The 17330-nt window shown below is 47.7% G+C and carries 17 protein-coding genes; 12 read left to right on the top strand and 5 right to left on the bottom strand.

Going from position 1 to position 17330, the window contains the following annotated elements; all coding sequences use genetic code 11:
- Window positions 1-52 precede the first annotated feature (52 nt).
- Together BMY78_RS19560 and BMY78_RS19565 are read left to right on the top strand one after the other, a co-directional pair.
- On the top strand, window positions 53-2635 hold the full coding sequence (locus tag BMY78_RS19560; protein ID WP_177185839.1) for an S-layer homology domain-containing protein: 2583 nt from the start codon (window positions 53-55) through the stop codon (window positions 2633-2635).
- A 286-nt stretch (window positions 2636-2921) separates the two neighbouring features.
- Window positions 2922-3686 carry an SDR family oxidoreductase gene (locus BMY78_RS19565; RefSeq protein ID WP_090902820.1) on the top strand — a complete coding sequence of 255 codons (765 nt, stop codon included), beginning with the start codon at window positions 2922-2924 and terminating at the stop codon, window positions 3684-3686.
- Between the two features lie 190 nt (window positions 3687-3876).
- Here BMY78_RS19565 and BMY78_RS19570 read toward each other — a convergent pair whose 3' ends face one another.
- A complete protein-coding gene (locus BMY78_RS19570) occupies window positions 3877-4824 on the bottom strand; it encodes an SDR family NAD(P)-dependent oxidoreductase (RefSeq protein ID WP_090902822.1) in 948 nt (315 codons plus the stop codon).
- A 201-nt stretch (window positions 4825-5025) separates the two neighbouring features.
- On the opposite strand from BMY78_RS19570, the gene BMY78_RS19575 reads away from it, so the two are divergent.
- Both BMY78_RS19575 and BMY78_RS19580 read left to right on the top strand, forming a co-directional pair.
- Window positions 5026-5685 (top strand): TetR/AcrR family transcriptional regulator, encoded by a 660-nt coding sequence (locus BMY78_RS19575; protein ID WP_177185813.1) that lies wholly within the window; start codon window positions 5026-5028, stop codon window positions 5683-5685.
- A 442-nt stretch (window positions 5686-6127) separates the two neighbouring features.
- Entirely contained in the window at window positions 6128-6715 is a 588-nt protein-coding gene (locus tag BMY78_RS19580; protein WP_090902828.1) for a Crp/Fnr family transcriptional regulator, read from the top strand.
- Between the two features lie 27 nt (window positions 6716-6742).
- Here the strand turns inward: BMY78_RS19580 and BMY78_RS19585 are convergent, their stop codons facing one another.
- The gene (locus BMY78_RS19585) at window positions 6743-7459 is read right to left on the bottom strand and encodes a DUF4386 domain-containing protein (protein ID WP_090902830.1); all 717 of its coding nucleotides are present in this window, start codon (window positions 7457-7459) and stop codon (window positions 6743-6745) included.
- A 131-nt stretch (window positions 7460-7590) separates the two neighbouring features.
- On the opposite strand from BMY78_RS19585, the gene BMY78_RS19590 reads away from it, so the two are divergent.
- On the top strand, window positions 7591-8556 hold the full coding sequence (locus BMY78_RS19590; RefSeq protein ID WP_090902832.1) for an SMI1/KNR4 family protein: 966 nt from the start codon (window positions 7591-7593) through the stop codon (window positions 8554-8556).
- Between the two features lie 128 nt (window positions 8557-8684).
- On the opposite strand, the gene BMY78_RS33415 is transcribed toward BMY78_RS19590, so the two are convergent.
- The gene (locus BMY78_RS33415) at window positions 8685-8807 is read right to left on the bottom strand and encodes a hypothetical protein (protein WP_256222227.1); all 123 of its coding nucleotides are present in this window, start codon (window positions 8805-8807) and stop codon (window positions 8685-8687) included.
- 359 nt (window positions 8808-9166) lie between these two features.
- Here BMY78_RS33415 and BMY78_RS19595 point away from each other — a divergent pair, with 359 nt between their 5' ends.
- The 6 genes from BMY78_RS19595 to BMY78_RS19620 all read left to right on the top strand — a co-directional run bounded on the left by BMY78_RS19595 (window position 9167) and on the right by BMY78_RS19620 (window position 14122).
- Window positions 9167-10792, top strand: a complete 1626-nt coding sequence (locus BMY78_RS19595) for a rhamnogalacturonan lyase B N-terminal domain-containing protein (RefSeq protein ID WP_090902834.1) — start codon at window positions 9167-9169, stop codon at window positions 10790-10792.
- 108 nt (window positions 10793-10900) lie between these two features.
- A complete protein-coding gene (locus BMY78_RS19600) occupies window positions 10901-11380 on the top strand; it encodes a hypothetical protein (protein WP_090902836.1) in 480 nt (159 codons plus the stop codon).
- 257 nt (window positions 11381-11637) lie between these two features.
- Window positions 11638-12453, top strand: coding sequence for an SDR family NAD(P)-dependent oxidoreductase (locus BMY78_RS19605; protein ID WP_090902838.1), 816 nt, complete (start codon window positions 11638-11640; stop codon window positions 12451-12453).
- A 41-nt stretch (window positions 12454-12494) separates the two neighbouring features.
- Window positions 12495-13229 (top strand): SDR family NAD(P)-dependent oxidoreductase, encoded by a 735-nt coding sequence (locus BMY78_RS19610; protein ID WP_090902840.1) that lies wholly within the window; start codon window positions 12495-12497, stop codon window positions 13227-13229.
- Window positions 13230-13296: 67 nt separating this feature from the next.
- Window positions 13297-13716: a MarR family winged helix-turn-helix transcriptional regulator gene (locus tag BMY78_RS19615; protein ID WP_090902841.1), complete on the top strand. Its 420-nt coding sequence runs from the start codon at window positions 13297-13299 to the stop codon at window positions 13714-13716.
- Between the two features lie 31 nt (window positions 13717-13747).
- Window positions 13748-14122, top strand: coding sequence for a winged helix-turn-helix transcriptional regulator (locus BMY78_RS19620; protein WP_063565814.1), 375 nt, complete (start codon window positions 13748-13750; stop codon window positions 14120-14122).
- Between the two features lie 60 nt (window positions 14123-14182).
- Here the strand turns inward: BMY78_RS19620 and BMY78_RS19625 are convergent, their stop codons facing one another.
- On the bottom strand, window positions 14183-15253 hold the full coding sequence (locus BMY78_RS19625; protein WP_090902843.1) for an SDR family oxidoreductase: 1071 nt from the start codon (window positions 15251-15253) through the stop codon (window positions 14183-14185).
- A gap of 248 nt (window positions 15254-15501) precedes the next feature.
- Entirely contained in the window at window positions 15502-15999 is a 498-nt protein-coding gene (locus tag BMY78_RS19630) for a DinB family protein (protein ID WP_090902845.1), read from the bottom strand.
- 172 nt (window positions 16000-16171) lie between these two features.
- Between BMY78_RS19630 and BMY78_RS19635 the strand changes: the two genes are divergently transcribed.
- A complete protein-coding gene (locus tag BMY78_RS19635) occupies window positions 16172-17329 on the top strand; it encodes a response regulator (RefSeq protein WP_090902847.1) in 1158 nt (385 codons plus the stop codon).
- Window position 17330: the final 1 nt, after the last annotated feature.

Genomic DNA, 17330 nt, shown 5'->3' on the forward strand with positions numbered 1-17330 from the left:
CGATGGGAGTCGAAAAGATTTGAAAACGAAAGCCAACAAAAACAAAAAGAAAATGTTGACCGCTGCTATGGGTGTCGTGCTCATATCCAATTCAATTGCATCAAGTGCTGCGCTTGCGGCGCCAAGTGATTCGCAAGTTCCATTACCGCAGGAGCCGGCTTGGGGTTATTTTGTAGATACGTATAAGAGCAACAGCAATTCAAATACAACCGTTGAAACGAATGCGGCTGTTGGTACATTGTCCAAGTTTTTGGATCTATGGACACCGGGTAATTCCTGGGATAACGGGACCAAGATTAGAGCGGATATCCTGGATTATAACATTCAGTATGTAGCCGATCGTGCTGCAACCCGAACCAAGGCAGACGAAGAGGCCGCTTATTATACAGATCGTACTAACCAATCGTATGGTGCTGTAGATGGTTTGGGTTCACTTGCCAACGTCTATCGTGAGATATCAGGTACATTTACTTCCATTAAAAGTATTCCGGAAGATGCCACAACAACCAAGTATACGGATGAAAACGGAACGAATAAGGCCGGAGATTCAGATTCCAGGCTTGGCAAAATGGTTGACTTGATCGGAGCCGTGCGTGGCAACTCAGCTTCCTCCAACCCTTCAAAAAATTTCTTCCAGTACATGCGTCCATTTCGCTGGTTGAAGACTGACGAGGTTGTTGTGCCTACGCTGAGACCATTAATTAAACCAGACACAGAGGCTGCATCAGATGGAGGCTTCCCTAGTGGACATACCAATGCCTCCTATCTTGCTGCACTTGCACTGGCGTATTCCGTTCCTGAGCGATTCCAAGAACTTGTGACCCGTGCTTCAGAAATGGGCGATGACCGGATCGTAGCTGGAATGCACTCCCCGCTTGATGTAATCGGCGGCCGCGTTCTGGCAACTGCACTTGCTGCGGCAGCCCTGAATGATCCGGAAAATCAGCAATTGAAACAAGAGGCTTACCAACAGGCGCATGACGTGTTATTGAAGGAGACCGGAACAGCAGAAGACCGATTTACCGACTATGAGAAAAATAAGGCTGAGTATACCGAGCGTCTGACCTATGGCTTCCCGCAGATCGGTTCCACAACGGAGCCTATGCCAGTCCCTAAAGGCGCAGAAGTGCTGCTTGAGACCAGACAGCCTTACCTGAGTGCGGATCAGCGTCGTGCGGTACTGGCGACAACCGGAATTGCCTCAGGCTATCCTGTACTGGATGATCCCGAGGGCTGGGGACGCCTCAATCTGTTCGCTGCGGCAGATGGATATGGTGCATTTAACAGCGATGTAACGGTAGTGATGGATGCGAGCAAGGGTGGTTTTAACGCGGTGGACGTTTGGCGGAATAACATCTCCGGTACCGGCAAGCTGACCAAGGAAGGCAGCGGTACATTGAAACTGCGGGGGGCGAATACGTACTCTGGTGGTACTCAGGTTAGCGCGGGTACATTGGAAGGCGATACAGCTACTGCGTTTGGTAGTGGCGATGTGGTCAACAACGGGGGTACGGTTACCGAGAGCGTAACTGGCAAATGGAACATCGAGGGCAACTTCGCGCAGGCTGCTGACGGTACGCTGGAGCTGAACGTAGCTTCCGCAAATGACGTGCTCGACATTAAAGGTACAGTGAACACCGCCGGAACACTGCATGTGAATTTTGCCAGCAGCTATGTACCTGGTGCGGGTGAGATTACGCTTGTAAGCCATGGCGCTAATCAGCAAAGCGGAAAATTCACCTCTGTTCAGGTGGATGGCCTGCCAAGCAAATATAATGCCCAGGTGAAGTATGAGAGCAACCGCATCGCCCTGGCGATTACGGATACAACAAGTCCGGGCACAACGCCGACAACCCCAACTACACCGGGTACAGGTGGTGGCTCGGTCACTACACCAACACCGTCCACACCATCAACGGGTCCTGGAACGGATTCGGGTACGGTGACCACGCCTCCTACAACAGAACCAACGGTACCGCCAGCAACACAGGTGAATCCGTTCAAATCAGGTGTTGTGAGCCAGGAAACAGTACTGAAGACGGTTAATGAAGCCATTGCCGCAACGAAAAATGAACAAAAGACATTCAGCGATATTTCTGGTCACTGGGCCAACCGAAGCATTGGGGCTGCCGTGAAATTACGTATGTTGGAGGGTTACGAGAATGGTTCGTTCCGGCCCAATGCGTCCGTTACCCGAGCTGAATTTACCGCAATGATTGCCCGGGCATTTGGTCTTGGCGAGAATTCGGCTTCGGCTAGCTTCAAAGATACGAAGTCAAGCTGGGCTGCCGGATATATCAGCGCACTGGCTGACAAGGGAGTCATTACTGGCTATGCGGACGGCAGCTTCAAACCAAATGCGACGATTTCCCGCGCCGAGATGGTGACGATTATTGCTCGTGTGCTTGATCTGAACGTACTTGCTACTAATGCTCCGACAAGCTTCAGTGATGTGGACAGCAGTAACTGGGCAGCGGAGGCAATTACGCAGGCTTCATCGGCCAATCTGGTGCAAGGGTTATCCTCTTCCGTGTTCTCACCGAGCGGCAAAGCTACACGGGCTGAAGCCGTGACGATTATTATCCGCGCACTGGAGAGCGACAGCTCAATCAAGGCACTTATCGAAGGATTGTAAACTTCGTGGTTGAAAGATTGTGTATGCTCTGAGCGAGAGTGGAAGACTTAACTGAAGAGAAAAGTGTTTCCTCAAAAATGGAAAGGGCAGGATGGTTCGTGTAATGCGAACCATCCTGCCCTTTTTGATATGTTTTGGAGATATATTCATCATGTCTGAGCGGTACAAACGATGAAAATATATGGTTTTAGATGCTGCTCTCTTCGGGGGGAAATTAAAGAGCAACATTTCAAAAATGGCTCCGTGATATAACTGTTCTTGAAATTAGGATAGAGGAGATGAGCACATGAACAGCTTGAAAGGTAAAATGGCTTTAGTTACTGGGGCGAGCCGAGGGATCGGCAGAAGCATCGCGCTCCGATTGGCACAGGAGGGCGCATATGTGGCAGTCCATTATGGAAACAGACAGGATGATGCGGCAGCCGTTGTTCGCCAGATTGAGCAAGAGGGAGGCAACGCCTGCATGATTGGTGCTGACCTAAGAACGATGGACGGTATTGATCACTTATTTGCTGAGCTGGATGAGACCATCCGGAATCAGACAGGGGCCAGCGGATTCGATATTCTGGTTAACAATGCGGGGATTGGGCAGATCGTTGGGATCGAGGAGACGACAGAAGCATCCTACGAGGAGGTCATGAATCTGAATGTAAAAGCACCACTTTTTGTGACGCAGCAGGCTCTGTCCCGAATCAATGATGGGGGTCGTATCATTAACATTTCGTCTTTTGTGACCAGGGTTGCTTCCCCGGGAGTATTTACTTACAGCATGTCAAAAGGAGCAATTGATACGTTTACGCTGCTTCTTGCCAAGCAGTTAGGGAGCCGCAATATTACGGTGAACGCCATCCAGCCGGGAATTATTAATACCGAGATGAATGCTGGGACGTTACAGAATACCGAGGGACAAAAATATGCGGCTGGCCTTTCCGCCTTTGGCCGATGGGGTGAGCCAGAGGATATTGCAGATATTGCTGCATTTCTGGCCTCGCCGGACAGTCGCTGGGTCACGGGACAACTGCTTGATGCAAGCGGCGGGTCGCATCTATAACTGGTGGATAAGCCGCTTACGTAGTAATTGAGGATACCGTGCGCCGCTATGCGTTTCAGCATCTTCGACGTCGCGAGCCATATGCCGCTCGTGCCGCGAATGATCACCGCCCGCTTCGCTTTGTACCGTTCCATGCGTACTCTCCTTGCGACGCCAGCGGCGCCTAGCTGATTGTGAACTTTTTGGTACGCTAAGACAAGTCGACGCCGGAGACACTGACGACGGCCTGCCACGCGGCTTCCTGGTTGGCGCGATCGTGGAGGTGGGGCTCGAGCTGCACCACGATTGGGCCTGAGAACTTCCCTTTGGCCGAGGCGAAGAATTGCCCTGAGACGTCGGTTCCGAACTCCGACGCCTGGATATAGCGATTGGCCGCGGTCTCCGGCGTCTGGTTCATTCCGGGAATGAGGTTCACGATTGGTATAAACACATACTTCAACAGCGGGTTAGCGCTTCGCTTCACGTTGGTGGCGGTCGCCCCACCGGGCGATACAGCGTACACAGCCATGCCGGACGGCAGCCGGCGCGCCAGCGCCGCGACCCACCAAGCGATGATCAGCTTCGCGTCGGCATACGCATTGTTGGGCACGTACTTCACGTTCGGCCCGTTGCGAATCAGGGCTTCAACAGCGGCGGTTCTGTCACCTTGATGGTATTTGGCCGCGAAGGCGGGCAGATCGGTGTATTTGAACATGGGCACGCCCCCTCGGGCAGGCTCCGCGCCGGCGATAACAATCCGCGCGTCGGGACTCAGTAGGTTGGCATTGAGCAACCCGACAGTCAGTTCATGATGACCAATGAGCGGGGCCTGAGATGCCTCGACGCCCGTCGCAGTAATATCGCGCTGCTTGAAGGGAACCAGCCCCGCATTGAGCAGCAAGAAATCAACCGGCTGACCTCGTTTGACCAGCTCGGCGAGGGCGGATTGAACGCTGGTCGGAGCGTCCAGATCCAGCTCCAGCGGAATGAAAACCTGTGTCTTGGTCTCAGCCGCGAGTTGAGCGGCCGTTTCTTGAACCCGGGCCAGGCTGCGCCCGGTGATGATGACCTGGCGGTAGCCCTCGATGGCGAGCTTGCGGGCTGCCGCATAACCTAGCCCAGAGGTGGTGCCGGTGACGAGTGCGATCGAATGTTTCATGCGTATTCTCCTCCTGAGGTTAGGGTTGATTTGCAGATTATAAACTGTGTGTGATACAAACTGGACTAGTTAGTCCATAGTAACATTTGTGGAACGAATAGTCCAGTACATGGTATAATATTGGTGAAAATTCGCGGTCCTATACTTTCAGGATAGGAGATTACTGCAAAAAGAATGAAAAAGAAAGAGAGGAGAAAGCTTATGCCAAACAACGGGTCTTTAACTTCACGCGGGCAGAACAGTAGAGAGCGTATTCTGACTCAGGCAGCCCAACTTGTTTACGAAAAGGGCGTCCGGGGTACCAGTCTGGACGATATGCGGGTCGCAGCTTCCGCCAGTAAAAGCCAGATATATCACTATTTTGCTAATAAGGAAGATTTGATCCTTGCGGTTATTGAGCGGCAAACCGTCAATGTGCTGGGTGTGCAACGGCCTCTCCTGGAACATCTGGACAGATGGGAAAACTTGGAAAAATGGATTAATATGATTATAGAATCACAGGAAAGCCGCGAGTGCGGGGGAGGATGCCCGCTCGGTTCACTGGCTAGCGAACTAGCCGACCAGGACGAGGCAGCCAGGGTGGCCCTGGTGCATTCTTTTGACGAATGGGAGCAGTACTTTATTGATGGATTTAGCAAGATGAAAGAGCGGGGTGATCTTCGGGCCGAGACTGACCCAGCTGAACTGGCTTGTGCAATTATGACCAGTCTACAGGGAGGGCAGCTCTTAACCAAGACCCGCAAATCGACCCGTCCTATCAAAATTGCCCTTCAAATGGCCTACGCTTATGTATTGTCATTTGCGACCAACCCGCAGGACGTGGAAATGGCAAAAAAGGGACGGAGCCAAGCTAACCCATAAAAACGGTACGCTCTCAAGCGAGCTGCCAAAACCCTATAGTAATCGACAAAGGTTAGTTCTGTCCCGTTGTTTTAGGCCAATTTTAGGTGTCAGAACCTCTTAAAACTCCGATTGCGGCACCATAGTCAAACGTGAGCGTAAAGATAGCCCCCGCCTTGAAACAAAGAGAGGACTCTAATATGCTTATTTCTTGGGGGGGTTACATATCTCAGGCAGGATTAAATAAGCATACTTACAAGATGAACATTGATGGAAGAATATTGGGGCGCTTACCTTTCCGGTGGCGCTCTTATTTCTTTTTTAGCTGAGTGGACCAATCTTGCCAAGGTGTGCAAAAAGAGATATTTTGAGAGTAAATGAAGTTCGTCGTTGCAAGGGTTAGCCTGGATAAAAAGAGACTGTGTCAAAACACGTTGAACCGTGCCAGATGAAAGGGGTATAAATGAAAAGCATACTGTTCAAATATATGAGTCAATTCACATCTCTTAACGAGCAGGAACAGCAGGCTATTGTTGAAGATATCCTCGTGAAGGATTATAAAAAGGGAACCGTGCTCCTTAGACAAGGGGAGGTTCCCGCCAAATGTTATTTTGTGCTTAAGGGATGTGTGCGGCAGTACGCGATAGATCAAGCGGGCAAAGAAGTGACCTCCAATTTCTATACTGAGGAACAAGCAGTCTCCATTTTCAATCGTCATCAGCACAATCAACCATCGGCCTATACCTTAACCTGCCTGGAGGACTGTGTATTGGTTGTTGGTGATTTTCAAGCTGAGAACGACATTATTCTGCAATATCCCCCACTGGAAACGATGATACGCAAGATGGTAGAGGAAAACCTGGGCCAGGTTCAGGATGAATGGACATCATTTATTGCGTCTTCACCAGAAGAGCGATATCAAGCGTTATTGCGAAAACGACCCCATCTTGTCGATCGTGTACCCCAACATCAATTAGCCAGTTATCTGGGAATCACCCCAGAGTCATTAAGCAGAATTAAGAAGCGAGTTCATAGCCGTGATGATAGATGAAAATGTGTTTCGTGGATAAACAGGTCATCATGCTCTTTGGGATTGCGTTCCGCCTTTAATCAGCATCCAGATGCCCAACCCCAGTTCTCCTGCAACCATGGGTATAGCAAATACCAATTGAAGCACTGTAATCAGGGCATCATATGGGGAAAGAAACGTTTTGCATAGGTGAATGACAATATAGCCTACAGCAGCGAGCAGTACCAAAATACTGATTGTTTTGGGAATACGGTTTGATTTTAAAGCAACATAGCCCACGATCAACAGATGTGCACCAAAAACGATAAGGCCCACCGACCAGATCCGTTCAAATGCTTCCAGACAGAGCAACATCAGTGCTTGTGTCTGCTCTATTGGAAGCAAGGCTTGATCAGAATTTCCCGTGAGCAGCATGACGTTGAGCAGGTTCAGAATAGCGATGCCCAATAGCGATGAATAGGTGAGACGAAGGCAAGCTCCGAGCAGGGACAGGTATTTATGAATAGGCTTCAGGAAAATATACAGCCCCCACGAAACGACAACATCGCTAATCAGGATAATGACCCATCCCAAAATCTCGGCCTTGAACAGGCCATATGATGCAGTAATTTGGTTGAATGTAGTGCTGGCATCGCCGGGTACAACCAGTTTTCCGTGGATATAACTATAGGAAAAAAATGCAGCCAGGGCCATAATAATGAGCGTAATTCCTGTAGATACAGCAGCTTTTCGCTCGTAACAATGTTCTTGTATGGATGTAGACATAAGTAGATTGCCTCCTGTGCAATAGGGTTGATGTTTATTTTAATCAGGAGCGGCCTGAGGGGCATTGACTTAAATCAAGACACACAAAATGATATAATTTCTACAACGAATAAGAGAGGGAGGCAAGATCAATGAATGATGAACTCTTGGAACGGCTAGAGGATTGGCATGAACAGGATGAATATGAAGAGATTGTGGATGCGATTACAGAGGTTCCGGAAGAGGAGCGGGATTATATTCTGGTCAACCATCTGGGTAGAGCGTTGAATAATTTGGAGCGTTACCAGGAGGCTGTGGAGCAATTCCTGTCGGTTGAAGCAGAGGGACAGAATGACCCGCTTTGGCATTACCGCATTGGTCTGGCATATTATTATTTGGAGCAATATGAGAACGCGCGTGAAGCTTTCGAAGCAGCGGACCGATTAGAGCCGGGAGATGAGGATACACAGGAGTTCCTGGAATGGATTCGGAATAAAACAGCAGGCGAGCTCACAGAGGAAGTGGTAGAGGAGCCCGTGGATACAGTCCACTCTGTTACTGGAATCACCATCGAAGCTGCACCTGGTATCCATCCAGAATCGACGAGCTTTTGGAATGACAGTCGAGCAAACGTCGATCAATATGTATTATCCCCGCCTACCGATGAGCAAATTGAAGCAGTGGAAGAGCAGCTGGTGTTCAAGCTGCCGGCATTCTATATAAACATGATGAAACTACATAATGGTGGTGTGCCCCACTATCGCTATTTTCCGGTTAGTCAGGCGGAGAGTGATGAGAAGATTCTTGTTGAAATTAGGAATATTCTGGGTGTTGGACGGGACAAGGCCCGTTCATTGTGTGGAGCAGCGGGCAGTCGAGTGATTATTGAGCAGGGGGGTTACCCCGAAATTGGTGTCATTCTGTGTGAGTGCCCTTCCGATTCAGAGGTCGTGATGCTGGATTATCGCGAATCCGGCAATGCCGGTGAGCCCGAGGTGGTTCATGTGAATAAAGCAGAAGGCCATAAAATCACTTGGCTCGCACCCAATGTGGAGACCTTTATTCAAGGCCTGGTGAATGAGGAAAATCAACCTGCAAACCTTGAGGGTTCAGTGTAAAAGAAGGTTATAGCTTCCTGTTATATAAAATATTGAAGAGCTGCATCCGTAACAAAGGGTGCAGCTTCTTCAGTTGGAAAACCTCTCATTCCGTGTGGTAAAAGAAGCAAGTCATGTTGAGGGCCAGATCATCGTCTGTTTTGTTTGGCTGCGTTCAGGAGCTCTGTCGTCGAATCTTCCCCATAAAGCTCGTCCAAATGATCGATGTGACCCTCGCCCCAGTCATTCATGGCCTTTAATAAAGGGGTCATTTATTGACCGTACTCCGTGATGGAGTACTCGAATTTGGGAGGAATCTGCTGATAGGTAGATAGCTATTTTCATTGCAACATTATGTAATATAATGGTATTATTTTAATGATATTACCAGTAAGTTAGATGCAGATTATTCCTATATAGGAGGCGGTAGTATAAGCGAATGATATGGAAGAAAGTGACCCCGTGGATATGCGCATGCAGCAGAATTACCGAGATGAGACACAGGCTCGTTTGTCATACATTATAGCGTAAGCGCTTTACTTATGATTCAGATATCTATTATACGATATTTAAATCTGTTTTTGGCCCATGACGAAAACGTTAAAAAACGATTCCAGGGAGGAATTCGCTCGTGAGCAAACGTCTAATGAAAAAGGGAATCAGTTCGTTTCTATTCCTGGTGATGATGACAGCAGCGGTATTATATCCAACATCCACCGGACACGCAGCCACCATCTATGTTACGGATAACGGGTCGAGGATTGAAGTGAACACGGGAGCAGGACTGGTATACACGGTGAATAAAACCAATGGCGATATCATATCTGCCAAAATGAACGGAACGGAGCTGAACGGCTCCAGCAAGGGGTCCCATATCGGCTCTGGTTTGGGCTCAGCCAATGTAACCTGGAACACATCTCCTTCGGGATCAACCGTATTGATCACCGTATCAACCAGCACGCTTACCCACTATTATTCATCACGTGGCGGTGAGAACATTATCTATATGGCAACGTACGTCACAGCGGAACCGTCTGTGGGTGAATTGCGTTATATTTTCCGGGGCAACGGTAGCGTATTGACAGGGGTTCCGGCCAACTCGAATATTCGAAATAATACAGGGGCGATTGAGAGCCAGGATGTTTTTGGTTACGCCAACGGACAGAGCACCTCGAAGTATTACGGCAATGATCAGGCTAAGGATCTGACCATTCGAGGCGTTACGGGCAGTGGCGTGGGCGTGTTTATGGCCTATGGCAATCGAGAGAAAAGTTCGGGAGGTCCGTTCTTCCGTGATATTCAGTTCCAGAGTGGTGGAGATACGGAGGTCTACAATTACATGAATTCAGGACATGCCCAGACCGAAAATTGGCGTATGGGCCTGCATGGGCCGTATGCCTTGATTTTCACCACCGGTGCAACGCCAAGCGTACCTGATTTTAGCTGGATGTCGGGTCTGAACCTGACAGGTTGGGTGTCCAGCCGAGGTAATGTCGTGCTTAATGGACTTTCTGGCATGGATACGGGTTATGCGTATACAGTTGGTTTTGCCAACAGCAACGCCCAATATTGGGTGAATGCCTCTTCAAGCGGGGCAGCTGCCAAATACAGCATGATTCCGGGTACATACACCATGACGGTGTATAAGGGGGAACTGGCGGTCTATACGGAAAGTGTGAACGTCACTGGAGGATCAACGACAACGCTGAATACGCGTACGATCAACAATGACCCAAGTAAAGCATCCAGCATCTGGCGCATTGGGAATTGGGATGGTACGCCATCGGAGTTCCTGAATGGCCAGACGATTCCGATCCGTCATCCTTCCGATAGCCGTAATCCAAGTTGGGGCCCCGTCAGTTATGCCACTGGCAGTGCAACCAACAAGTTTCCAGCGATTCAATTCCGTGGGCAAAACTCACCGACAACCGTTACCTTTAGCCTGAACTCTTCCCAAGCGGCATCTTCGCATGTTCTTAACATCGGTATAACGGCAGCATATAACAATGGAAGACCCAGCGTAACGATTAACGGTCAAACGTTAACGAGTCCGGCAGCCTCATCCCAACCGAATTCGCGGAGCTTTACGATTGGGACCTATCGGGGCAACAATTCAACCTTTTCCTGGAATATCCCGGCATCCTATTTCGTTAATGGGTCCAACTCGATAACCATTACGCCAATCAGCGGCTCCAGCGATTTAGGCAATTGGTTAAGTGCTGGGTGGGTGTATGACTGTGTTGAATTGTTGAATTAATTTAGTAGGAGTGCTGAGGGACGTTTATCTGCATACGATTTATATATTCTAAACAAAGCCGGTGATTGTATGTCTGGCATCAAACATTGTTCAGGAATATTGCACGTAGTGAATATTCTGGCTCTGATTCTTTTCTTGACGGCATGTACTTCTTACACCAACGTCTCTTCAGAAGAAGTCAAATCTTTTCGGCAGGATATCGAGCAAGATTTTCCTGTTATTCAAAAGACGGAGATTCGTTATTCCACACCTCGGGTCGAAGTCGTATATACGGTCAAAACAGAACCGGATGAAGAAGAGATTCATCGACTTTTCACTCAAACCGCAGCATTTATGACCAGCCCTTCTTTTCAAAGTGAAATTATTGATGCACAGTACCGTAGGAAATATCCAAGCTGGGGTGACCCGGAGCTTGCCGTAACTGTAACCTTACGCGGAAAGGATATATCTGCGTACCAGTTTACTTGTAAGCCAGAGAAATCCGAATCCGATTGTGGTAACGGAACATATGCTCAATGGTACGTTCAGACACCAGATGATACGGTGGGCAAGCCTTATCCTGAATCTGGGATGGAGAATGAAAAGTGACATTATCAAAATTTTCAAAAACATGGATCAATACATTGATTAAAAAACATGATGCTATACAGCCCTCAAATCCATGAGGGCTGTATTTTTATAACACTTCACTTGCTTCGCTAAAGATATCCAAAATAAGGATACAGGACCGTATGCATTGCAGAACGACCATTCCTCTGCTATTATTTAGACATCTAATATTTAGTCATCTAAATATTAGAGCTGTTATTTATTTTCGGTTTCTTTATGAAAGGAGCTTGAGAACCATGTTGAGAATGAAAGACAAAGTAGCCCTTGTAACTGGAGGCGCTTCTGGAATAGGATTGTCCGCAGCCCAATTGATGGCGAGAGAAGGAGCAAAAGTCGTTATTGCTGATTTCAATGTCAATGGTGCAAAAGAAGCGGCAGCGGATATTCAGGCTCAAGGCGGAGAGGCAGTGGCCGTTTTTGTTGATGCCAGAGACGAATTTTCGATTAAGGAAGCTGTGGAGTTTACGGTGCAGCAATATGGTAAGCTCACGAGTCTGTTCAACAACGTTGGCCTGACCAACCTGAAGAAGGATTTGGACGTGGTTAACGTAGATCTGGACGAGTGGGATCGGCTGATGAACGTGAATCTGAAAAGCGTGCTGCTCGGCTGTAGATTCGCCATCCCTCATATGATTGAAGCGGGTGAAGGTTCCATCATTAATACAGCCTCCATGGCTGGTTTTACAGGAGATGCGGTGCGGGTTGCTTATGGTGCCTCAAAAGCAGGAGTCGTGAATCTGACAAGGTATATTGCCACCCAATATGGCAAGCATAACATTCGTTGCAATGCTGTCGCACCCGGATTGATCTTGACCCCGGCAGCCCAGAATAATATGCCTCCGGATGTATTGGATATGTTCGCAAAATATAACGCACTGCCTTATCACGGGGAACCCAATGATATTGGATACACCGTCGTATTCCTGGCCTCAGATGAGTCCAAATTCATTACGGGACAGACCATCCAGGTTGAGGGCGGCCATTATATTGCCAACCCAACCGTTCCCGATTTTGAAGAGTTTATGAAATCACACCATACGCCTAGCAATTAAAGCAGCGTTGTACAAATAAAATACGTTAGGAGCGTTTTCATATGGGAAGATTAGATAATAAAGTAGCTATTATTACTGGTGGAGCTTCAGGAATTGGTGAAGGCATGGTCGATCTCTTTGCAAAGGAAGGCGCCATCGTTATTGCTGCAGACATTAATGAGAAAGCACTGGAGAAAGCAAGCCAAAAAGAGAATGTGTACGGAATGAAGTTGAATGTTTCCTCGGATGAAGATTGGGAGATATTAGCGAAAGTAGTTAACGAACGTTTTGGTAAAATTGATATTCTGGTCAACAATGCAGGCATTTCTTCCGAGAAGCCATTTGAGGAGATTGATGCACAGGACTGGCAGAAAATGCTCTCCATTAATGGCTTTGGCCCATTTGCTGGCATGAAACATGTAGCCCCGTATATGGCAGCACAAAAGAAAGGTTCCATCGTCAATATCTCTTCATACACCGCATTGATTGGACAAGGCTTCAACCACTACTCAGCATCCAAAGGCGCGGTACGCGCGTTATCCAAAGCGGCGGCGACAACCTTTGGCCGTCAAGGTGTTCGGGTGAATGCTCTCTTCCCGGGGATTATTGAAACACCAATGACTCAAGCCTTGAACACGTCGAAGGAATTGCTAGACCGACTCGTTCAGGCAACGCCTCTTCAACGTCTGGGGCAGGCTATCGATATTGCCAACGCTGCATTGTTCCTGGCATCGGATGATTCTTCGTACATTACAGGATCTGAGCTGGTTATCGATGGTGGATACTCAGCCCAATAGCGTGTAAAATGATGACAGCCCTTAAGTTGAATGAGGGCTGTTGTTTTATTTTTGCAAGGAGGATCACATGGAAGAACAGAATATTTTTGAGCTTATACACAACATGGACAATTTCACCAATAAATTGATTATACAGTGGAACAAATCGTTTAATGAGGACCTCGGCGTCTCTCATGTGCTCGTACTCAGTCATCTCAATCAAAATGGAAAAAGCCGACCTTCGGATATTGCCAAACTATTGGGTCTGACTCCGCCTACACTCAGCTATTTAGCTGACAAGCTGGTAGCCAAGGAATTAGCTGTCAGGATTGTAGATGAAGCTGACCGCCGCATTATATACTTGAACATTACCGACAAAGGAACCGAAGTGCTTGAAAGAGCAATCTTGGAGGGGCAGAAGCTGCGCAAGAATTTATTCCAGAAACTGACCGAAGAGGATCGTGCCCAATTAGTAAACATTTTTGAGAAGATGAATCGGGAAGATTGAGCAATAGCCTGGAAGGGAGACAGAAGGTGATATGGAGGAACCGCTCAAAGTATATAACACCGCAGTTGAAGCTTTTCTTGAAGTGATCGGAGGAAAGTGGAAGCCCGTTATTCTATTCCATCTTACCTTTGGCAAGAAACGTAATGGTGAGCTGATGAAGCTGATCCCTGCAATCACCCAGAAAGTGTTGACTCAGCAACTTGGTGAACTAACGGAGGCGGGGGTCATTGTCCGTATTTCACATCACCAGGTCCCGCCTAAAGTGGAGTATGAATTAACAGAGTATGGGTGGAGTCTTAAAGAGATTCTTCATCTGATGTGTAGGTGGGGAGATATACACGTGGAGAATGTGTATGGTGATCGAGGAAAAATTCTGTTTAAGCCGCCAACTACTACGGACCGTTGAGGAACTTATATAAGCCGATTCTGGAATTCACGAATCGGCTTATTATGCATTTTATTTACTTTACGGAAGGATCTTGCGCTCACGTAGATTTCTGAAAATATCCATAAACATAGCCTCAGTGTCAATGAAATCATGAAATCCGAAGCGGCGAGCTTTGGAACCATCTGCGAAGAAGTCATAATCCCACGAGAAGACAAAGTCACCAAATACCCAGCAAGAGACATCATCATAAGGGGTGTTTACCAAACCATACTTTTCAATCATGGATTTCCAAAGATCTTCTTTATCTGCCATAACGGTTGCAAGCGAGAGAGTCAGGGGTGGTGCCGTTTCCAATTCGAAAAATGCAGCGATTCTGGGCCATAGCTCGTTCCAGCGAAACAGATCGCCATTGGTGATATTAAATGCCTGATTGGCACATCGCGGATCGGTTGCTGCCCATACGGTTGCATGAGCCAGCAATGTCGCATCAGTCATTTCAAGAAGCGAATGATACGCTCCTGGTTTCCCGGGAAATCGTAATGGCAAGCCAAGCTCTTTGGAGATAGACGCATACACGCCAATAACCATGGCAAGGTTCATTGGATTACCCAGGGCAAATCCACATACCACAGACGGGCGAAGGGCTGACCAGGTCCAGCTACTTCCGGGTTGCCGATCCTCGAGAAATTGCTGCTGGTCGACATTGAATTCAGGGGGCATATGATGTGCATCTGTTTCTTTGGCAGGTGTTTTGAATGGACCCAGATGTGCACCGTACACTTTATAACCTTGCATTAGGCTAATATGTTGGAGATTTGGAGCGATCGGTTCGATGGTATTCACCACGTTGACGAGCATAGCCAAGTTGGGCTGTACCAATTCGGCCCAGGTTGGTCGATCCTGATACGCGGCGTAGAAAATATGCGTAACGGTCGTTAAATGACTCAGTTTGTCTTGTGTGTCTGCTTCGTTCAGTAAATCAGCTGATATATAACGTAACCTGGGGACATCTTCTCCTCCGCGGCGAGATACACCAATGATATCCCATTGCGGAAGTGTCATCAGATAATCGATGAGGTTTCTTCCAATGACACCTCCAGCACCGATGACAAGCGCGGTGTAACGGTTAACCAATTGTTCGGTTTTCAATGGACATGCTCCTCTCTTCTTCTGTTCATATTGTGGGTCAGAAAAAGAAGGATGAGAAGTACGCACCTCAAAGTCATATACGTACTTTGAAGTAATATATGAGCCTGGTGCAGGATATGAGCCTTATAATCTGCATTTCAATGGATGTTACTTGCCTATAACCACAAGAAGCTGTAAAAGGAATAATCGTCCTTTCACAGCTTAGATGTGTCTGTATATTCGTTTAATAGATCTGTTGTAAATATGGTTTACGCCGGATATCCGCCACCTGGTGGTGGCCATGCGCCGTAGAAACGACGAAGCAGAACAATCTCGCCCAGATGGTACGAGTTATGGGAGGCGATATTGCGCAGCAGCCCTGCTTTGGTTTCCCCAGGGAAATAGAGCAGTGGATCATCTAATTGTGCTGTTTCTGCAATGGCTACGGCTTGATCAACCCCATCCAAGAATGCCTGAATATCTGCCTTCCACGTGGCTTCATCCTGAGGACCTTTCTCTTCAGGCCAGCTCTCACTCACGTTAGAAGGGGGCTGGGGCTTGCGCCCTTCCAAGTGTTCGAGCATGAATTGCTGCCAATAATGCATATGCTTCACCAACTGATAGATCGTATAAGGCATGGCCTCGTGCGTACGAGCAGCAAGTGTGACATCGATATCGGGTAGTGCAAGAGCGATGCGGATATGACCGCGTTCTCCCACCAATGATTTGACAAGGGCTTGTCCAAAGCTTTGATTAGCATCTGCCATGTGGAATCTTCCTTTCTTCTGGATCAGGTCGGTTGACCCGTCTCTATATAAGTATTATACAATTAAATTGTGGGAAATTAAAATAAGGTAATCTCAACCCAAAACACTTAAACTTACATGGTATAATAGTGGAAATAAATCTCAAGACTCTAGGGTCGAGGAGGAAGCTCCTGTGAAAGTGATATTGGTTGACGACGAACGTCTAGCGTTGATAGGCCTTCAAAAATTACTAGAAAAAGAAGTAAGTGGCATCGAAATTATCGCTACATATATGAACTCTACAGAGGCCATGGCAGGTATTGTGGAGAACCGCCCTGATGTTGTATTTCTGGATATTCATATGCCAGAGATGGATGGTATGGATCTGGGAAGACAGATTCAGGCAGCAACACCGGGCACCGAAATTATATTTGTGACCAGTTACGACCAATATGCGGTGCATGCCTTCGAGTTACAGGCTTTGGACTATGTGATGAAGCCCATCCAAAAAGATCGATTGATGCAGACGGTGAGCCGAGTCCGGGAGAAACTGAGCGTAAAACGCAAGCTGCGGTCAAAGGATACGGACGTACCTTTAATTTGCTGTTTTAATCAGATTCAGTTTAAGCTTCCAGGCAAGGATATCCAGGTTGCCAAATGGCGCACAAGCAAGGCGCAGGAGCTGTTTGCATATTTACTTCATCACCGGAATCACACAATTCATCGCAGTGTGTTGCTGGAGATGCTGTGGCCTGAATTAGAAGAGGACAAGACGGTGCATCAACTCTATACCGCAATGTATCATGTCCGTCAAACCCTGAAAGCATGCAATATGGATATGGTCACCATTCAGAGTGGACACTTGGAAGCGGGATATAGACTCGAATTGGGTGAAGCTCAGTTGGATAGTGAGCAGTGGGAACGGGAAATCAGGCAATGGAAAGTGGTAGACGCAAGTACCGTTCATGCGTATGAGCAAGCGCTTTATCTATATAAGGGTACCTATCTTGGCAATTATGAATACATGTGGGCTGAACCTGAGCGGGAAAGATTACGCTATCTGTGGTTGTACCATATGAGACAACTAAGTCTGTATTACCAGCAGCATGGGCTGGCGGAAAAAGTGATCGAGAGTACACAACGTATCCAGCATATGCTTCCGGATGAAGAAGAAAGTTATTTTATTCTAATGAAGTTATACGATGAAATGCACAACGATCTCGGTGTGGAGGAGCAGTATCGTCTCTTAACCACCAGAATGGAACAAGATTTGGAGATACCGATCAGTGAGAACATTACCGAATGGTATCAGGACTGGAAGCTCGGTTTAACCAAAGTCATGAAAATATAAT

The sequence above is a fragment of the Paenibacillus sp. OK076 genome (assembly GCF_900110055.1).
Lineage (GTDB): Bacteria > Bacillota > Bacilli > Paenibacillales > Paenibacillaceae > Paenibacillus.

What these genes read in the sequence shown, in the direction of transcription:
- BMY78_RS19590 (WP_090902832.1), top strand. Translation starts at nt 7,591, where the DNA reads ATGAATGATGAACTCTTGGAACGGCTAGAGGATTGGCATGAACAGGAT.
- BMY78_RS19580 (WP_090902828.1), top strand. Translation starts at nt 6,128, where the DNA reads ATGAAAAGCATACTGTTCAAATATATGAGTCAATTCACATCTCTTAAC.
- BMY78_RS19585 (WP_090902830.1), bottom strand. Translation starts at nt 7,459, where the DNA reads ATGTCTACATCCATACAAGAACATTGTTACGAGCGAAAAGCTGCTGTA.
- BMY78_RS19630 (WP_090902845.1), bottom strand. Translation starts at nt 15,999, where the DNA reads ATGGCAGATGCTAATCAAAGCTTTGGACAAGCCCTTGTCAAATCATTG.
- BMY78_RS19560 (WP_177185839.1), top strand. Translation starts at nt 53, where the DNA reads ATGTTGACCGCTGCTATGGGTGTCGTGCTCATATCCAATTCAATTGCA.
- BMY78_RS19570 (WP_090902822.1), bottom strand. Translation starts at nt 4,824, where the DNA reads ATGAAACATTCGATCGCACTCGTCACCGGCACCACCTCTGGGCTAGGT.
- BMY78_RS19575 (WP_177185813.1), top strand. Translation starts at nt 5,026, where the DNA reads ATGCCAAACAACGGGTCTTTAACTTCACGCGGGCAGAACAGTAGAGAG.
- BMY78_RS19620 (WP_063565814.1), top strand. Translation starts at nt 13,748, where the DNA reads ATGGAGGAACCGCTCAAAGTATATAACACCGCAGTTGAAGCTTTTCTT.
- BMY78_RS19605 (WP_090902838.1), top strand. Translation starts at nt 11,638, where the DNA reads ATGTTGAGAATGAAAGACAAAGTAGCCCTTGTAACTGGAGGCGCTTCT.
- BMY78_RS19565 (WP_090902820.1), top strand. Translation starts at nt 2,922, where the DNA reads ATGAACAGCTTGAAAGGTAAAATGGCTTTAGTTACTGGGGCGAGCCGA.
- BMY78_RS19615 (WP_090902841.1), top strand. Translation starts at nt 13,297, where the DNA reads ATGGAAGAACAGAATATTTTTGAGCTTATACACAACATGGACAATTTC.
- BMY78_RS19610 (WP_090902840.1), top strand. Translation starts at nt 12,495, where the DNA reads ATGGGAAGATTAGATAATAAAGTAGCTATTATTACTGGTGGAGCTTCA.
- BMY78_RS33415 (WP_256222227.1), bottom strand. Translation starts at nt 8,807, where the DNA reads ATGACCCCTTTATTAAAGGCCATGAATGACTGGGGCGAGGGTCACATC.